Source organism: Sinorhizobium fredii, from assembly GCF_002944405.1.
GTDB classification, from domain to species: Bacteria; Pseudomonadota; Alphaproteobacteria; order Rhizobiales; family Rhizobiaceae; genus Sinorhizobium; species Sinorhizobium fredii_C.
The window spans coordinates 1,114,848-1,131,677 of the sequence record NZ_CP024310.1; the positions used below are offsets into that span (position 1 = coordinate 1,114,848).

Here is a 16,830-nt window from a genome sequence, read left to right on the forward strand (position 1 = left end):
GGGGGATAGCGCCGGCCCGATCCATTGCGATGCTCCTCGAAGCCCAACGCGTTCCCCAGTACGTGCCCTGATCACGCTGGCGATCGTCCTTATCATGACTGGACTTGTGGCGATCGGCCTAGAATGGGCTGACCGAACCTTCCCGCCGCCACTTGAGCGCGCCCAGATCTTCTCCCGCGAGGTTCTCGACAAGGATGGACACCTCTTGCGCGCCTTCGCTACGCCGGATGGCCGCTGGCGGCTGAAGACGAGGGTTGATGATGTCGACCCGCGTTTCCTCGACATGCTGGTCGCCTATGAGGATCAGCGGTTTTACGAGCACCACGGCGTCGATCCGCTGGCGCTCGGACGGGCGGCACTGCAATTCGTCACCAATGGCCGCATTGTTTCCGGCGCCTCGACGCTCTCGATGCAGGTGGCGCGGCTGATCGAGCCGCGCGAGCGGCGGACATGGGCGGCAAAGCTGTTGCAGCTTGCGCGCGCCATCCAGATCGAGCGGCGGCTCGGCAAGGATCAGATCCTCGCCCTTTATCTCACCCATGCCCCCTATGGCGGCAATCTCGAAGGCGTGCGTGCCGCAAGCCTTGCCTGGTTCGGCAAGGAGCCGCGCCGCCTCGCGGTCGGCGAGGCGGCCCTGCTCGTCGCGCTGCCGCAATTGCCCGAGAAGCGTCGCCCGGACCGCAACCTGGCGGCCGCCGATGCCGCGCGAGAACGGGTGCTCGGCCGCGCCGCGGTCGCCAAGGTCATCGGCCAAGGCGAATCTGAGCGTGCGGCGATGACCGCCATACCGACCCGCCGCCTGCAGCTGCCGGCCCATGCGGCGCATCTGGCGGAAGCCGCGCTCCGCAAGGAGCCGAAGGCGCTCCGCCACGAGACGACGCTCCGCCGCGACATCCAGCGCGGGCTGGAAACGGTGGCGCGGGAGGGGGCGCAGCGGTTGGGACCGAAGGTGTCGGTAGCAATGGTGATGGCCGATGCGAGGACCGGCGAGATCGTCGGCGAGGTCGGCTCGGCGGATTATTTCGACGCAAGCCGCTCCGGCTGGATCGACATGGCGCGGGTCACCCGCTCGCCCGGATCGACGCTGAAGCCTTTCATCTACGGGCTTGCCTTCGAGGAAGGCATCGTCAGCCAGGAGACGATCATCGAGGATCGGCCGGCGGATTTCTTCGGCTATCGGCCGCGCAACTTCGACATGAGCTACCAGGGCGATGTCAGCGTGCGCGAGGCGCTCCAGCTTTCGCTCAACGTGCCGGCGATTCGGCTGCTCGACGCAGTCGGGCCGTCGCGTCTGATGGTTCGCTTCCGCCGCGCCGAGGTGCACCCGAAGCTGCCGCCGAACGAAGCGCCGGGATTGGCCATCGGCCTTGGCGGCGTCGGCATCACGCTTCGCGACCTGGTTCAGCTCTATGCCGGGCTTGCCAATCGCGGCTGGCCGGTTCGGCTCGGCGACGGCATCGAAGGCAAGCCGGGGCTGATCGACGGCGAGCCGCTGCTTTCGACGGTCGCCACCTGGCAGGTCGCCGACATCCTCTCCGGCGTGCTGCCTCCGGCCGGAACCCGTCAGCACGGTATCGCCTACAAGACGGGCACCAGCTATGGCTATCGCGATGCATGGTCGGTCGGCTTCGACGGCCGCTACGTGCTCGGCGTCTGGGCGGGGCGGCCGGACAACGGCGCCGTCCCCGGATTGAGCGGCTATGGCGCGGCCGCTCCGATCCTGTTCGAAGGCTTTGCCAAGGCCGGCATCGCCATCACCGCGCTGCCGGACGCGCCGGCCGGCGCCATTCGCCTGGGGCAGGCCGACCTGCCGATCGGTCAAAGGCGCTTCTCGGTGACGGCGAACGGCCTGCCGTCCACATCCATCCGTGAAGCCGCGCCGCGGATCGTCTTTCCGCCGGAAGGCGCGCGTGTCGAGCTTGGTGCCGCCGCCGGCCAGGCAATGATCCCTTTGACCCTGAAACTGCAAGGCGGCCGGGCACCGTTCCGCTGGCTGGCGAACGGCCGCCCGCTGCCGGACGTGACGCGCCGCCGCGTCAGCCAATGGCTGCCCGACGGCGGCGGCTATTCGACCCTGACGGTCATCGACGCGCTGGGCCGGGCCTCTACGGTGCGCGTTTTTGTCGAATGATGCTCAATGTCCGGGTATAAAGCGACGTTAGGTATTGATCGGAAGGCCGGAGCGCTTCCGACCAATCATTCCCTTCATCAGGCTGATATCGCAGTCTTTGCTTCAGCGCTTCGCAGTTCGTGGCGCGGCGTCACCATAACCAGCGGCATGCCCGCCTCCAGGCAGGCCGCGATGAAGGCCTCCCGGGCCACCGCCGCCGGTGTCATCCTGTTCAGTGCCCGCAGGCAGGTGCGCAGCGCGCGCTCGTAGCGCTCTCCTTTGCGCAGCGGCCACTCGTTCTCGAGAAAATCGACAGCCTCGTAAACTGAGGTGAAGGTCCGTTCCAGGCCGTTTGAGAGGCGCACTGTCAGCGGAATCGTCCAGGGAATCTCATTGAGAAGCATTTTTTCCTCCTTTCTGATGCCGTCAATGGATCGCACGCACAGAGATATTTGGCGTCGAAAAGCCAGATTCAAGAACCCAACAAGCCCGAGCCGCGCACTTCTTCTCCAGGCCGCCGCGGGGCGCCCGAGAAGCGGTGAAATGGGCGTGAAATGCCTCTTGAATCCATGGTTCGAGTAACTAAATCGATCGTGTGGGCCGCCTTTCAGGGGTCTCACGGTCGAGGAGCTCCGGCCTCTTCGGCGCTCGTCATCGTCCATGTTGCTCAAGGAGGATATGGCTATGAGAACAACCTTCGATTTTTCGCCGCTGTCACGCTCCAGCGTGGGCTTCGACCACTTGTTCGAACTGCTCGACTCTGCAAACCGCATGGCACCGGCCGACAACTGGCCGCCTTACGACATCATGCGCGTTGGCGAGAGCCAGTATCGCATAGCGATGTCGGTTGCAGGCTTCAGCCCGGACGAACTCACCATCACGCACGAGCAGCGGCTGCTCGTCGTCAGCGGTGAGAAGGTCGGCGAGGACAATGCGGAGTATCTCTATCGCGGCATTGCCGCTCGTAACTTCGAGCGCCGCTTCCAGCTTGCCGACCATGTGATGGTCACCGGCGCAAACCTCACCAACGGTTTGCTTACGATCGATCTCGTCCGCGAGCTTCCGGAACAGATGAAGCCGCGGCGCATCGATATCCAGCAGGCCGGCGTGCTGCCCGCCGGCGAGGTGAACAAGCAGATCAAGGGCGATAAGCACGCCGCCTAGCGGCGAAGAAATTCCGCCAAAGCGCCGGCGATGTCGGCACTTCGGCTTGGGGCAAACGGGAGGCGAGGTGCAGAAATCCGGCGACGGGCCTCATCCCGCTCCATCGCTTCTTCCCGTTCGAAACGGGGGCCGGATCTGCCGGCCTCCGGCCTTTAAACCAGTTCCGCCTTCTTCGGGGCCAAGTTCTTGCCTTGTCCTCTCCTGCCGTGCTTCATCGGCTGCCCCGCCACATAGACTTCCGCGACGCAGCGATCGTCGCCCATCGTCTGCAGGACGAAGAGCTCTTCGGCAAGTGAGGATGCCACCTGCATCCTGAGTTCCATCGCCGGCTTGGCACGGCTGTCGAGAATGACGATATCGGCGTCGGCGCCGGCATGCAGCGAACCGATGCGATGCTCGAGGTCGAGGGCACGGGCGTTGCCGAGCGTCATCATGTAGAAGGAGCGGAGCGGCGAAAGCCGCTGGCCTTGAAGGTGGAGCACCTTATAGGCTTCGTCCAGCGTTTCCAGCATCGAGAAGCTCGTTCCGGCGCCAACATCGGTTGCGACTGAATGGCGGGCACCGAGCTTATCGAAGCGGTCGCGATCGAACAGGCCGCTGCCGAGGAACAGGTTGGAGGTCGGGCAGAACACGCCGACGGCGCCGTTCTCGGCAAGCACCGATATCTCGCGGTCGCTCAAATAGATGCAATGGCCGAGCAGCGTCTTGCGGCCCAGAAGCTCATATCGGGCGTAAATGTCGGTATAGTCCTTCGCTTCCGGATAGAGCGAGGTGGCAAAGGCAATCTCGTCCTTGTTCTCGGAAAGATGCGTCTGCACGTAGCAGTCCGGATGTTCGGCGACGAGCGCCCGGCTCATCTCCATCTGCTCGGGCGTCGAGGTGATGGCGAAGCGCGGACCGATCGCGTAATGCGCCCGCCCCCGGCCGTGCCAGTTGCCGATCAGGTGCTTCGTTTCGTCATAACCCTTCTGCGGCGTGTCACGAAGCGCCTCGGGGGCGTTGCGATCCATCATCACCTTGCCGCCGATCATCAGCATGTTGCGCTCTTCGGCTGCCGTGAAAAAGGCGTCGACGCTTTCCGGATGGACCGAGCAATAGGCGACGGCCGTCGTCGTGCCGTTCGCGAGAAGCTCGTCCATGAAGCGGCCGGCGACGAAGTCGGCGTGCCGGCGCTCCCTGAACTTCTGTTCCTCGACGAAGATATAGGTGTTCAGCCATTCCAGAAGCTGGGCGCCATAGGAGGCGATCGCCTGCGTCTGCGGGAAATGCAGGTGCGTATCGATGAGACCCGGCAGGACGAGATGAGGGCGATGATCGGCGATGCTGATACCGCGGCCGGTCCGTTTCGCCACGTCAGCATAGGTGCCGACATCGGCAACCTTGCCGTTGCGGACGAGAACGGCGCCGTCCTCGTGATAGCGGTAGGCGGTCGCATCGTCGATGCCCTCGGGCTCCTTGACGAAGGTCAGCACGCGGCCGCGGATCAGCAAGTCATTCATTGAATCGTTCCTTCCTTCACGGCTGTCTCGTACCAGGTGGCCAGCAACTGCCGTTCCTCCTCGGTGACACCGGTGACATTGGCGGGCGGCATGGCGTGCGAACGCCCCGCCTGCAGATAGATTTCGCGGGCGTGCTCGACGATATCGCCGTCGCTTTCGAGGATGACGCCCTTGGGCGGTACGACGATGCCTTCCCAGCCGGGCTCCCGCGCATGGCACATGGAGCAGCGGCCAAGCACCGTGTCACGCACCTTCGAAAAGTCCGCCGCGGCCACGACCGCCCGCTCGGCGCTCGACGCCCTCGCCTCGCTTCCCTCGGTCAGAACCTTGGGCACCGTCGAAAGCCACATGATGACGATGAAGAGGAACACGGTGACCAGCCAGGTCCAGGTCGGGGCGCCCTTTCGGGCGTGCTGCGTGTTGAACCAGTGGCGGATGGTGACGCCCATCAGGAACACCAGCGAGGCGATGATCCAGCTGTACTCGGTGCCGAAGGCGAGCGGATAGTGGTTCGACAGCATCAGGAACAGAACAGGCAGCGTAAGGTAGTTGTTGTGCGTCGAACGCTGCTTGGCCTGCTTGCCGAGAGCCGGATCCGGCGTGCGGCCGGCGATGAGATCGGCGACCACCTTCTTCTGGTTCGGGATGATGATGAAGAACACGTTCGCCGACATGATCGTCGCCGTGAAGGCGCCGAGATGCAGATAGGCGGCGCGGCCGGTGAAGAGCTGGGTATAACCCCAGGCGACGGCGACGAGGATGAAATAGAGCAGCACCATCAGGCGGGTGTTGTCGTTGCCGAGCGGCGAACGACAGATCGTGTCATAGGCGAGCCAGCCGAAGGCGAGCGACGCCAGCGAGATGGCGATCGCCGTCGGCTTCGATACGTCGAGCACGCTCGGATCGATCAGATAGAGATCCGCGCCGGCATAATAGACGAGGGCCAGCATGCCGAAGCCGGAAAGCCAGGTGACGTAGGATTCCCATTTAAACCAGATCAGGTGCTCCGGCATGTTTTCCGGCGCGACGAGATATTTCTGGATGTGATAGAAGCCGCCGCCGTGGACCTGCCACTCCTCGCCATAGGCTCCGGCTGGCAGGTCCGGCCGCTGCCTGAGGCCGAGGTCGAGCGCGACGAAATAGAACGACGAGCCGATCCAGGCAATGCCGGTAATGACGTGCAGCCACCGCACCGCGAATGTCAGCCAGTCCCAGGCAATGGCATATTCGTACATAGAGGCCTCCCATTTCTCTAAAGTGCGTCGCGTTCAAACGAGTTGACGTGACGCGCTTTAGATCTTTGTCTTCATGCATGCCGTTGTCCCAAAACCGCTTACGCACCTTCGGGCGACATGCATTGGGCCGCATTATGTGTCATTGCTTGGAGGCGCGAGAAATGCCGCGAGATCACCAACTCTTTCAAAAAAAACTATAAAATAGGCGCCTGGCAGGCGCGGTAGTCTGGACCCGGAGGAGCGGAGGCGGGAGCATGTCCTATCTCGATAATGTGCGCGTCTTCGTGCGCGTCGTGGAACTTGGAACGCTGTCGGCCGCGGGCCGCGACCAGCGGGTAACCCCGGCCGTCGCAAGCAACAGGATCAAGGAGTTGGAGCGGCATATGGGCGTGCGCCTGTTCAATCGCACGACCCGGAAACTGACGCCGACCGAGCATGGCCGCGTCTTCTATGACGGTGCCGTAAAGATCCTCGAGGCGGTGAACGAGGCGGAAAGCGCCATCGCCGATCTGTCGCGCAATCCCAAGGGCGCCGTGCGCATTACCGCGCCGCTCGGCATAGGTCGGCGGCTGATCGCATCGGGCGTTCCCGAATTCCACGACCGCTATCCGGATATCGAGGTGCGGCTGCGGCTTTCCGACCGCAATGTCGATATCCTGAGCGAAGGCATCGATGTCGCCTTCCGGCTCGGAATTCTCGAGGATTCCAACCTGCGCATGCGCGGCATCATGAATTGCGATCGCGTGCTCTGCGGCGCTCCAAGCTATCTCGAGAAGCGCGGCGTTCCAAGGACGCCGGACGAGCTCATCACCGAGCACCACGACTGTCTGCTGCTGCGCTATCCCGGATCGAAGGAATATTACTGGACGCTGCAGACGCCGGAGGGGGTACGCAAGTTCGAGGTCGGCGGTCCCTACGATTCCGACGACGGCGACGTTCTGACCCAATGGGCGCTCGACGGCCGCGGCATCATCAACAAGCCGCTCTTCGAAGTGAAGCAGCATATCAACGATGGCACGCTCGTGCCGATCCTTGAAGACGCGCCGCCGCTCGGCGCACAGCTCGCGGCCATTTACCCGCACAAACGGTTTCAGGATCCCAAGGTGCGCCTGATCATCGACTTCATGGCCGAGCGCTGTCAGCGGCTGATCGGCAAGATGCTGGCCGAGCCCGCGACGGCGCGGCTGGAGGAGAGTGTGACGTAGAGTGGGTCGGGGCGGAACGAGAGCCTCGTCCGGAAACGCAACTAGGCGAAGGAGTACTTGTAGCGACTTGGTGGCGACGCTAGTCGCGGAGACGAACTCCCGCTTGGGGTGGGAAGCAGGCACCCCGCTACGGCTAGCGAGAACGGCCGCCATACCGTGGGGCCCAAGACATCATATCGGCGGCCGACAGGCGGAAACATCCGTTTTCGCTGTCCGTGGGAATGATTGATAGCTGGCGTATTACCTGAATCAGGTTTCAGGTTCTTGACCGGGCTGCCTATTCTCCTCGGAAGCCGAGTGGTCTCCATGACTTCAGGCATTCTTCCGGTCTACCATCATACACTTGTCGCGCAGGCGTGAGGGCCTCCTAACATTTGGTGAGTGCCTGTCGAGGTGGTCGGCTCGTCGAGCACCCCACGGACGGAGCATTTTGATCGCCCGTACGGGAGGAACCCGGCGGCGCGTGTTCGACCGCCTCGCTTCCCGTTTCTCGCCACAATGCGGTAACCGCAAGGATCAACACGCCACCGGCGCCGAACTCGAGGACTTCTTCCAGGATTGCTGCCTTGTATGACGTCACGAGATCGAGCGTCACGGCACTGGCAAGCATCGCGACAGCCACGGCTAAGCGGCATTCAAACGCCCGTGCGAAAATTCGATGCAGGATAGCCCAAACCGTTCGTTGAAACGCGTAAAGAAGCACGACCGCCACGGTCAGGCAAAGCAGCGCCCCAGTCGCTGCCGCAAGGTAGCCCGCGGGCCCAGAGTCTCTCAAGAGCCGGAAGACTACAATGACGATATCATGACCGCCGTCGAACTCGCCTCCGCCGCGCATTTTTGGCATCTGCACATCAAATATGCGGGCGCCGAAACTTATCTCGCTGAGGAACAGTATCAGACACAATCCGCTGGTGCAGACTAGGGTGATCGTCTCAATTGAGGACAAGAACACGCGCCTTCGAATCGCCGTTCCTAATGCGAGCAGAGATGCTGTGCCAAAACCCATGGCGCCGAGATTTTCCACGAGGTTATCCTCGACCAACAAATCCGGCCGTGAAAAACCGAGGGCGAAGAACAAGGCTATTCCGGCGGCTACCGAACAGAAAAACACAACATTCTCGCGGCTCATCGCTCCTGCCCCTGTCATAAGACTGTCATAAACAAGTCAAGGGGAATTTGGCGAACGTGCGGCGGTAGAAAACAAGCTTACTTCTTCAGCATTGAGGAAGGCTCAAAGTGTGACCGTTCGACTTCATGTCGTCTCTTGCGTCAGTCGGGTTTCGCGGGTGACTGCTCGGCTCCACTCTCGCATGCACTACGGTGGCAAAATTTAGGAAACGGCCATTCGGCGTCGTTCCGCCGAACGGCTCGATAGCGTCACTATTTCAGCACGACCACGGCTTCGACCTCGAAAAGCATGGGGTCGATTGCAAGCTTCGGTACCGGAATGAGAGTCTGCGCCGGTAGCGCCTCGCCGAACATGTCCTTGACGTTCCTGGTCAGCACCTCAAGCTTGGACATATCGTGATCGACCACGAAGACCGTAAGCTTGGCAACCTGATCCGGTTTTGCGCCGAGCGCATCGAGGGCACTGCGCAAATTCGCGTAGGCCTGCTTAACCTGGACGGCGAAATCGGGTGACAAGGCTCCGGTGCTGTCCTGGCCGCCCTGTCCGGAGATGTAGGCCACCCGGCCTTCGCGGGGCACGATCACCGCCGTGCTGTAGCCGTTCGGCGCGGGGTCGTAGAGGTTTTGCGGATTGACGATGGTCAGCTTGAGATCATTCGCCGTCGCTGCAGTGGGAATTCCCATGGTCATGATGATGAGCCCTCCGATAAGATGCTTGATTGCGCGTGACATGGTTTTCTCTTGGCTCTGAAGACCGTGAGCAACGCTCCCTGGCGGCCTGCAGGATTGAACTTCCAGACATTGCCGTATGAGTGACTCGTACGGTGTACGATTCCATCGCATCGTACACCGTACGAGTCAATCGCCGAGCATCGACATCCGTTGCATTGTCGGTTTAAATCGACGGTCTGATCGGCAGGGAAGACGGATGGCAGCCAAACGTAGCGATGCTCGGATCAACCGCTCTCAACGGAAAGACGTGTCGCTCCCGTCCGCGCAAGAGCAGCGCAGCGAACCGCCTCTCTCCCTCGAAAGGATCGTGGCGACCGCGGTGGAACTGCTGGACGCTCAAGGGATCGACGGGTTGACGATGCGTCGGCTGGCCGATCGCCTCGGCTCGGGCGCGATGAGCCTATATTGGCACGTCGACAACAAGGAAGAGGTCTTCGATCTGGCGCTCGATTCCGTGCTCGAATATCGCGGACCGGCACAAATAGCTGCGTCTCGAGACTGGCGCGGGCAAGTCGTTCATATGCTTGAAGACTGGCGCGCCACCATGCTGCGCCACCCGTGGTCGGCATCGCTGCTGCCGCGCCGGGCGCTCGGCCCGAACATCCTCAATCGTTTGGAACTCTTGAGCAAGACCCTGTCCGGCGCCGGTGTAGCGGATGCAGATTTGAACGTCGCGATATGGTCGCTCTGGAACTATGTAATGGGAGCCACCATCACCCGGGCGAACTTCGACCTCTCGGACGAGGACAGGGCCGCGGCGCAGCAGCGCCTTGCGCGTCTCAGCGAACACTACCCAACGATCGAGCGCTCTCGCCTGCTGCTGGATAATGATTGGGACGGCGCTTTCAGGAAGGGCCTGGACTTCCTGCTTGACGGCCTCACTCCTACAGCGCCGCGCGTCCAATCGGACGCGCTAAAGTCGCTGTAGCACTTTGATTGCTGCATGATCCTCAAATCGATTTCGATTTAAGGGGTCATGCAGTGGCTAATGAACATCCGTCATTTCCTGGAGGAGACGGTGCCGGTCGAAACCCGCATGTCGGCTTTTTTCGGCTCGTCCGCCAACGTGCCCTTTGGCTGCTGCGTGAGGACCGCCGTCATGATCTCGGCCGCGGCGAGTGCAGCGATGACGGCGGGCCGCTTGTCCTTGACTGCGCTGCCGCCGATCGGGCAGACGAGCCGGCCGAAGAGTTCGGGGCGGCCGACATCGCGCGAGAGCCAGTTCCTGAAGGTGGCCCGCTTTGTCTTCGAGCCGATCATGCCGACATATGAGGCATCCTCGCGGCCAAGCGCTTCCGCGGCGATCAAGAAATCCAGGGCATGATCGTGCGTGAGAATGACGAAGGCGCTCCCCGGCGGGGCGTCGCGGACGACCGCCTCCGGCATCGCCGTCAGGCAGGTTTCGATGCCCTGCACGCCGACCGCCGACAGTTCGTCCTCGCGGGTGTCGACGAGTACGGTCCTGACCGGCACAAACGACAACGCCAGGGCGAGCGCATCGCCGACATGGCCCGCCCCGAAGACATAGACATGCGGCCGGCGGGCGATTTCCGTGTCGCTGCGCTCGATCAATGCCGCCCGGGTTTCCGGATCGACAGCCGTGAACGCCAGCGCCACACGCCCGCCGCAACATTGGCCTATCTCCGGACCGAGCAGGATCGTCAGCCGGTCATCGGCGGCCGTCCCCTTGAGCAATCGGCGGGCATGGTCGATCGCCATATATTCCAGCTGACCGCCGCCGATCGTGGCGAAGGTGCGCTCCTTCGAGACGAGCATCCAGGCATCCGTATCGCGCGGCGTCGAGCCCGCCGCTCCCGACACCTCGACGAGAATGCAGGCCGCTTCCCCGCTCAGAAACTGTCGAATGTCCTCACTGCCCGTCATGCCGGTCACCCATCCGCCTTGCCGCGCGTCGCGGCGCGCAGCCGCTCTATCGCCATCAGCACCCGTTCCGGTGTTGCCGGGGCATCGATGCGCGGCGGAATACGATACTCCGCAACGCTTGCCGCTGCCATGGATATCGCCTCCAGGACGGAAATCCCCAGCATGAAGGGCGGTTCCCCGACCGCCTTCGATCGGCGGATGGTCTCCTCGCGATTGACCGACCATTCCACCAGCCGCACGTTGAAGATGCGCGGGCGGTCGGAGGCGAGCGGGATCTTGTAGGTGGACGGCGCATGGGTGCGCAGCCGTCCCTTCGCGTCCCACCACAATTCCTCCGTCGTCAGCCAGCCCATGCCCTGCACGAAGGCGCCTTCGACTTGGCCGAGATCGAGTGCCGGATTGAGCGACTTGCCGACGTCATGAAGGATGTCCGTACGCTCGACCTGGTACTCGCCGGTCAGCGTGTCAACGCTGACTTCGGAGCAGGAGGCACCGTAGGCGTAGTAGTAGAACGGGCGGCCCCGGCCTTCCGCGCGGCTCCAGTGGATCTTCGGCGTCTTGTAGAAGCCGGCCGCCGAAAGCTGCACCCGCGCCGCATAGGCTGATTTGATGAAGTCGGCAAAGGCGATGCGCTCGCTGCCGATCCGCACCACGTTCGGCTCGAAGGCAACATCCGCTTCGCTGGCGCCGTACCGCTGCGCCGCGAAGCCGACGAGCCGTGCCTTGATCTGCTGCGCCGCGTTGGCGGCCGCCATGCCGTTCAGGTCCGAGCCCGAGGAGGCCGCCGTCGCCGAGGTATTCGGCACCTTGCCGGTCGAGGTCGCCGTGACCTTGATGCGGTCGAGGTCGACCTGGAACTCATCCGCGACCACTTGGGCGACCTTGGTATAGAGCCCCTGCCCCATCTCGGTGCCGCCGTGATTCAGCTGGATCGAACCGTCCGTATAGACATGGATGAGAGCGCCGGCCTGGTTGTATTCGGTCTTGGTGAAGGAGATGCCAAACTTGACCGGCGTCAGCGCGATGCCGCGTTTGATCACATGATTCTCGCGGTTGAAGGCGAGCACCACCTCACGCCGGGCGGCATAGTCGGCCGAGGCTTCGAGTTCCTCGATGACCCGGCCGATGATGTTGTCTTCGACCGCCTGGTGATAGGGCGTCAGGTTGCGCCCTTCGCCGCCGTAGAAATTCAGCTTGCGGATTTCGAGCGGATCCTTGCCGAGCGTATAGGCGATGTCCTCGATCATCCGCTCGCCGCCGACCATGCCCTGTGGTCCGCCGAAGCCGCGGAAGGCGGTGTTCGACACCGTGTTCGTCTTCAGCGGGCGCGATCGCAGCCGGACATTCGGGTAGAAATAGCAATTGTCGGCGTGGAACAGCGCGCGGTCGGTCACGGGACCGGAGAGATCGGCCGAGAATCCGCAGCGCGCCGCAAAGACCGCGTCCACCGCCGCGATGCGGCCATCGTCGTCGAAGCCGATCCTGTAGTCGACGTGGAAGTCGTGGCGCTTTCCGGTCGCCGTCATGTCGTCGTCGCGGTCGGGACGCACTTTTACCGGGCGACGGTATTTCCTTGCGGCAAGGGCAGCAACCGCGGCGAAGAGATTGGCCTGCGTCTCCTTGCCGCCGAAGGCGCCGCCCATGCGGCGGATATTCACGGTGATCGCGTTCGACGGAATGCCGAGCACCTGGGCGACCATGTGCTGCGTCTCGCTCGGATGCTGTGTCGAGGCGATGACGGTCACCTCGTCGTCTTCGCCGGGAATGGCGAAGGAGATGTGTCCTTCGAGATAGAAGTGGTCCTGGCCGCCGATCCGCATCTCGCCCTGGACGATGTTCTTCGCCTTGGCAAAGCCGGCGTCGATATCGCCGCGCTCGAGTTTCAGGGGATCGATCACCAGCGGGTAATTGGCGGCCGCCGCCTCGACGACGTCGGTCACATGCGGAAGGTCGCGATATTCGATCTTCACCCTTGCCGCGGCCCGGCGGGCGGCGTCGCGCGAGGTGGCGATCACCCCGAAGATCGGCTGACCATGGAACTCGACCTTGCCGGTCGCAAAAACCGGGTCGTCGTGCTTGTGGGCCGGGCTGATGTCGTTCTCGCCGGGAATATCCTCAGCCGTGAGAATGCCGACGACGCCGGGGCTGCTCTCCACCGCCTCGAAATCGATCGACAGGATTTCCGCATGGGCGCGCTGGGAGAGCCCCAGATAGCCGTGCAGCGTGCCCGCCGGCTCCGCCATGTCGTCGATATATTCGGCCGTGCCCGACACATGCTTGTGACCGGATTCGTGCCGCTCCTGCTCGTGGACGCCGCCGCGGATGCGGTCGATGGGCTGCATCACATTCATCGGTCCACCCTCCTAGACAGCCACCGCAACCGTGCGGTCGATACGGACAATCCCTTTATCCTGCGTCTCCAGATAGAAGCGACGCAGGAGGTTCTTGGCGACGAGCATGCGATAATCCGCCGAGGCACGCCAATCGGTCAAAGGCGTGAAATCCTGTTCGAAGGCGCCGACGGCCGCTTCGATCGCGGCACCGGTCCAGCCTCGCCCCTTGAGCGCGGCCTCGACATTCGCCGCGCGCTTCGGCGTGCCGGCCATGCCGCCGAAGGCGATCGTCGCATCCGCAACCTTGCCCTCGCTATCGAGCGTCACGCGGAACGCGCCGCAGACGGAGGAAATATCCTCGTCGAGCCGCTTAGAAACCTTGTAGACGGCAAACCGGTCGGCGCCGCTCAGGAACGGGATATGGACGGACTCGACGAATTCGCCTGGATGACGGTCCTGCCTGCCATACTCGATGAAAAAGGATCCAAGCGGCACCGTCCGTCGGGCCCCGCCCTTCCGCAACGTCACCGAGGCGCCGAGCGCGATCAGCGCCGGCGGCGTATCGCCGATCGGCGAGCCGTTGGCGATATTGCCGCCGATCGTACCCATGTTGCGCACCTGCTCGCCGCCGATCCGGTCCCAGAGCTCGCGCAATTGCGGGAGGTGGCGGACGATCACGGTATAGGCTTCGGTGTAGCTCACACCGGCCGCGAGCGTGATGCCCTCATCGTCGACGGAGATCCGGCGCAATTCCTCGAGGTGCGAGAGGTGGACGACCGGGGCGATATCACGCATGAATTTCGTTACCCAAAGCCCGACATCGGTGGAGCCGGCCACGATCGTCACATTTGGGTTGCTTTCCAGGACATCAGCGAAATCGTCGAGCGAAGCCGGCAGCACCACGCGATCGGCCTCGTTGCCGATCTCGACGCGGCGGCCGTCCCTGAGGGCGGCAAGCTGGCCGGCGATCTTCTCGCGCTCGGCAACCAGCGGGTCCTTTCCGACCTCGCCGATTGACGAAATCGCCTGGGCGGCGCGAATGATCGCCGCATATCCGGTGCAGCGACAGAGATTGCCCTGCAGCGCCTTCTCGATCTCCTGGACGCTGGGCCTTGGGTTTTCCATCCAGAGACCGTAGAGCGACATGACGAAGCCCGGCGTACAGAAGCCGCATTGCGACGCGTGCGTGTCGACCATCGCCCGCTGCACCGGGTGGAGCGGCCCATTCGGCTCGGCGAGCGCCTCGACGGTGACGACATGACAGCCATCGAGCGAGGCAACGAAACGGATGCAGCCATTGACGGATTCGTATTTCAGCCTGCCGTCGTAAAGGCGGCCGACGAGCACCGTGCAGGCGCCGCAGTCGCCTTCTGCGCAGCCTTCCTTGGTGCCGCGCAGATTGCGGTCGATGCGCAGGAAATCGAGCATCGTCTGGACCGGCGAGACATCGGCAAGCTCGACCTGCCGGTCGTTCAGGAGGAAGCGGATCGTATTGCGGATTTCGGTCGTCATTGCCGGTCAGCTCCCGCGATAGGTGGAATAGCCGTAGGGGGAAAGCAGGAGCGGCACGTGGTAATGCGCGTTTTGATCGGCAATGCCGAAGCGGATCGGGATGAGATCGAGGAACGGATTGCTGCCGCTCTCGGCCCCTAGATATTCGCCGGTATGGAAGCGCAACTCGTAAATGCCGGTCGTCATCGCCTCGCCGCTGAGCAGCGGCTCATCGCAGCGGCCGTCGTCGTTCGTCCGGGCCGAGACGAGATGCTCCCGCCACTCGCCATCCAGACGGTAAAGGTCGATGCGCAGCTTCGCCGCAGGCTTGCCGCTTGCCGTGTCCAGCACATGGGTCGTCAGACGCCCCGGGTTTCCGCCTCGAGATCGCATGCGTGTCGCTCCTCCCACTCACTCTCAACGGCTGAAGTATCCAAAGCACCGGTCCCTTTGTGTAGCGGGCGCGAGCTTCGAGACTTTCAAATTTTTCGAGGGGAATGAGCCCGCGGATTTCTCGCTACGACTGGCTATCCAGCGACAAAATCAGGAGGAAAGTTGCATGAGATATCCCCGTGATCTCCTGGGATACGGCCCCAGTCCAAAGGCCGTTTGGCCGAACGAAGCACGGATCGCCGTACAATTCGTCGTCAATTACGAAGAGGGTGGCGAAAACTGCGTGCTGCACGGCGATGCGGCATCGGAGGCGTTTCTGTCGGAAATCGTCGGCGCCCAGGCCTGGCCCGGCAAGCGCCACTGGAACATGGAGTCGATCTACGAATATGGCGCGCGGGCCGGCTTCTGGCGACTGCACCGGCTTTTCACGGAACGTCAGGTGCCGGTCACCGTTTATGGCGTCGCGACCGCGCTGAAGCGATCGCCGACGCAGGTCGCTGCTATGCAGGATGCCGGCTGGGAGATCGCCTCGCACGGACTGAAATGGATCGAGCACAAGGATTTCAGTGTCGAACAGGAGCGCGCCGAAATCGCCGAGGCGATCCGGCTCCACACGATCGTCACCGGCGAACGGCCGCGCGGCTGGTATACGGGCCGCTGTTCGGAAAACACCCTCGACCTCGTCACCGAAGCCGGCGGGTTCGACTATGTTTCCGACTCCTATGCCGACGACCTGCCCTATTGGCACGAGCATCAGGACCGGCATCAGCTCGTCATTCCGTATACGCTCGACACCAACGACATGCGTTTCGCGACGGCACAGGGCTTCAACAGCGGCGACCAATTCTTCAGCTATCTGAAGGACAGCTTCGACGTTCTCTATGCCGAGGGTAAGGCAGGGTCGCCGAAGATGATGAGCATCGGCCTTCACTGCCGCCTCGCCGGCCGGCCGGGCCGGGCCGCGGCACTCGCCCGCTTCATCGACTATGTGAAGAGCCACGGCAAGGTCTGGCTGGCGCGCCGGATCGACATCGCCCGCTACTGGGCCGAGGCCTATCCGTTCCAGCCGCACGGCGACCGCCCGTCCCTGCTTTCCGAAGAGGCGTTCGTCGCCCGCTTCGGCGGCATATTCGAACATTCGGACTGGATCGCCGAGCGCGCCTTCGCCGGCGAGCTTTCTCCAGCAACCGACACGGCGAACGGCCTGCACGCGGCGTTGACCGCAGTCTTCCGAGAGGTGAGCGATGCGGAAAGGCTTGCGGTGCTCAACGCCCACCCGGACCTCGCCGGCAAACTCGCCCAGGCAAAGCGCCTGACCGAGAGCTCGACCAACGAGCAGGCCTCAGCCGGACTCGACGCCCTGACGGACGGCGAGCGCGAGCGCTTCACGACGCTCAATGCGTCCTATGTCGAGAAGTTCGGCTTCCCCTTCATTATTGCGGTCAGGGGCCGCAGCAAGGACGACATCCTCGCCGCCTTCGAAAGCCGCATCCGCAACAACCGCGAGACGGAGTTCGAGACCGCCTGCCGTCAGGTGGAAAGAATCGCCCTGCTGCGGCTTCGCGAGATGCTGCCGGCTTAACCCGCCATCTTCAGCCGATTGCTTGTTGAACGAAAATCGGCCGGACCCGCAATATGACGGGTCCGGCCGATTTC

The 16,830-nt window shown here is 63.1% G+C and carries 14 protein-coding genes; 5 read left to right on the forward strand and 9 right to left on the reverse strand.

Features of this window, described 5'->3' with window-relative positions:
* Window positions 1-94: 94 nt before the first annotated feature.
* Window positions 95-2,131, forward strand: coding sequence for a penicillin-binding protein 1C (gene pbpC, locus NXT3_RS28860; RefSeq protein WP_234828208.1), 2,037 nt, complete (start codon window positions 95-97; stop codon window positions 2,129-2,131).
* A 77-nt stretch (window positions 2,132-2,208) separates the two neighbouring features.
* Here pbpC and NXT3_RS28865 read toward each other — a convergent pair whose 3' ends face one another.
* Entirely contained in the window at window positions 2,209-2,514 is a 306-nt protein-coding gene (locus NXT3_RS28865) for a DUF982 domain-containing protein (RefSeq protein ID WP_104841169.1), read from the reverse strand.
* Window positions 2,515-2,794: 280 nt separating this feature from the next.
* Between NXT3_RS28865 and NXT3_RS28870 the strand changes: the two genes are divergently transcribed.
* Complete coding sequence (locus NXT3_RS28870; RefSeq protein ID WP_097524727.1) at window positions 2,795-3,274, forward strand: Hsp20 family protein; 480 nt, start codon at window positions 2,795-2,797, stop codon at window positions 3,272-3,274.
* Window positions 3,275-3,426: 152 nt separating this feature from the next.
* Here the strand turns inward: NXT3_RS28870 and guaD are convergent, their stop codons facing one another.
* Together guaD and NXT3_RS28880 are read right to left on the reverse strand one after the other, a co-directional pair.
* Window positions 3,427-4,773: a guanine deaminase gene (gene guaD, locus NXT3_RS28875; protein WP_104841170.1), complete on the reverse strand. Its 1,347-nt coding sequence runs from the start codon at window positions 4,771-4,773 to the stop codon at window positions 3,427-3,429.
* Window positions 4,770-6,008 carry a urate hydroxylase PuuD gene (locus NXT3_RS28880; protein WP_104841171.1) on the reverse strand — a complete coding sequence of 413 codons (1,239 nt, stop codon included), beginning with the start codon at window positions 6,006-6,008 and terminating at the stop codon, window positions 4,770-4,772. Before NXT3_RS28880 ends, guaD begins: the two co-directional genes overlap by 4 nt.
* Before the next feature lie 254 nt (window positions 6,009-6,262).
* On the opposite strand from NXT3_RS28880, the gene NXT3_RS28885 reads away from it, so the two are divergent.
* Window positions 6,263-7,213, forward strand: coding sequence for a LysR family transcriptional regulator (locus tag NXT3_RS28885; RefSeq protein WP_037417012.1), 951 nt, complete (start codon window positions 6,263-6,265; stop codon window positions 7,211-7,213).
* Window positions 7,214-7,580: 367 nt separating this feature from the next.
* On the opposite strand, the gene NXT3_RS28890 is transcribed toward NXT3_RS28885, so the two are convergent.
* Entirely contained in the window at window positions 7,581-8,342 is a 762-nt protein-coding gene (locus NXT3_RS28890) for a hypothetical protein (RefSeq protein WP_104841172.1), read from the reverse strand.
* Between the two features lie 251 nt (window positions 8,343-8,593).
* Window positions 8,594-9,073: a RidA family protein gene (locus NXT3_RS28895; RefSeq protein WP_104841173.1), complete on the reverse strand. Its 480-nt coding sequence runs from the start codon at window positions 9,071-9,073 to the stop codon at window positions 8,594-8,596.
* A gap of 196 nt (window positions 9,074-9,269) precedes the next feature.
* Here NXT3_RS28895 and NXT3_RS28900 point away from each other — a divergent pair, with 196 nt between their 5' ends.
* Window positions 9,270-10,001 (forward strand): TetR/AcrR family transcriptional regulator, encoded by a 732-nt coding sequence (locus tag NXT3_RS28900; protein ID WP_050988214.1) that lies wholly within the window; start codon window positions 9,270-9,272, stop codon window positions 9,999-10,001.
* Between the two features lie 71 nt (window positions 10,002-10,072).
* On the opposite strand, the gene xdhC is transcribed toward NXT3_RS28900, so the two are convergent.
* From xdhC to uraH, 4 genes are read right to left on the reverse strand one after another with little or no spacing between them, the layout of a single operon-like run.
* Window positions 10,073-10,957, reverse strand: coding sequence for a xanthine dehydrogenase accessory protein XdhC (gene xdhC, locus NXT3_RS28905; protein WP_104841424.1), 885 nt, complete (start codon window positions 10,955-10,957; stop codon window positions 10,073-10,075).
* 5 nt (window positions 10,958-10,962) lie between these two features.
* Window positions 10,963-13,308: a xanthine dehydrogenase molybdopterin binding subunit gene (gene xdhB, locus NXT3_RS28910; protein WP_104841174.1), complete on the reverse strand. Its 2,346-nt coding sequence runs from the start codon at window positions 13,306-13,308 to the stop codon at window positions 10,963-10,965.
* A 12-nt stretch (window positions 13,309-13,320) separates the two neighbouring features.
* Window positions 13,321-14,802 carry a xanthine dehydrogenase small subunit gene (xdhA, locus tag NXT3_RS28915; protein WP_104841175.1) on the reverse strand — a complete coding sequence of 494 codons (1,482 nt, stop codon included), beginning with the start codon at window positions 14,800-14,802 and terminating at the stop codon, window positions 13,321-13,323.
* Between the two features lie 6 nt (window positions 14,803-14,808).
* Window positions 14,809-15,174, reverse strand: a complete 366-nt coding sequence (gene uraH / locus NXT3_RS28920) for a hydroxyisourate hydrolase (RefSeq protein ID WP_097524563.1) — start codon at window positions 15,172-15,174, stop codon at window positions 14,809-14,811.
* Window positions 15,175-15,340: 166 nt separating this feature from the next.
* On the opposite strand from uraH, the gene puuE reads away from it, so the two are divergent.
* Entirely contained in the window at window positions 15,341-16,756 is a 1,416-nt protein-coding gene (gene puuE / locus NXT3_RS28925) for an allantoinase PuuE (protein WP_104841176.1), read from the forward strand.
* Window positions 16,757-16,830: the final 74 nt, after the last annotated feature.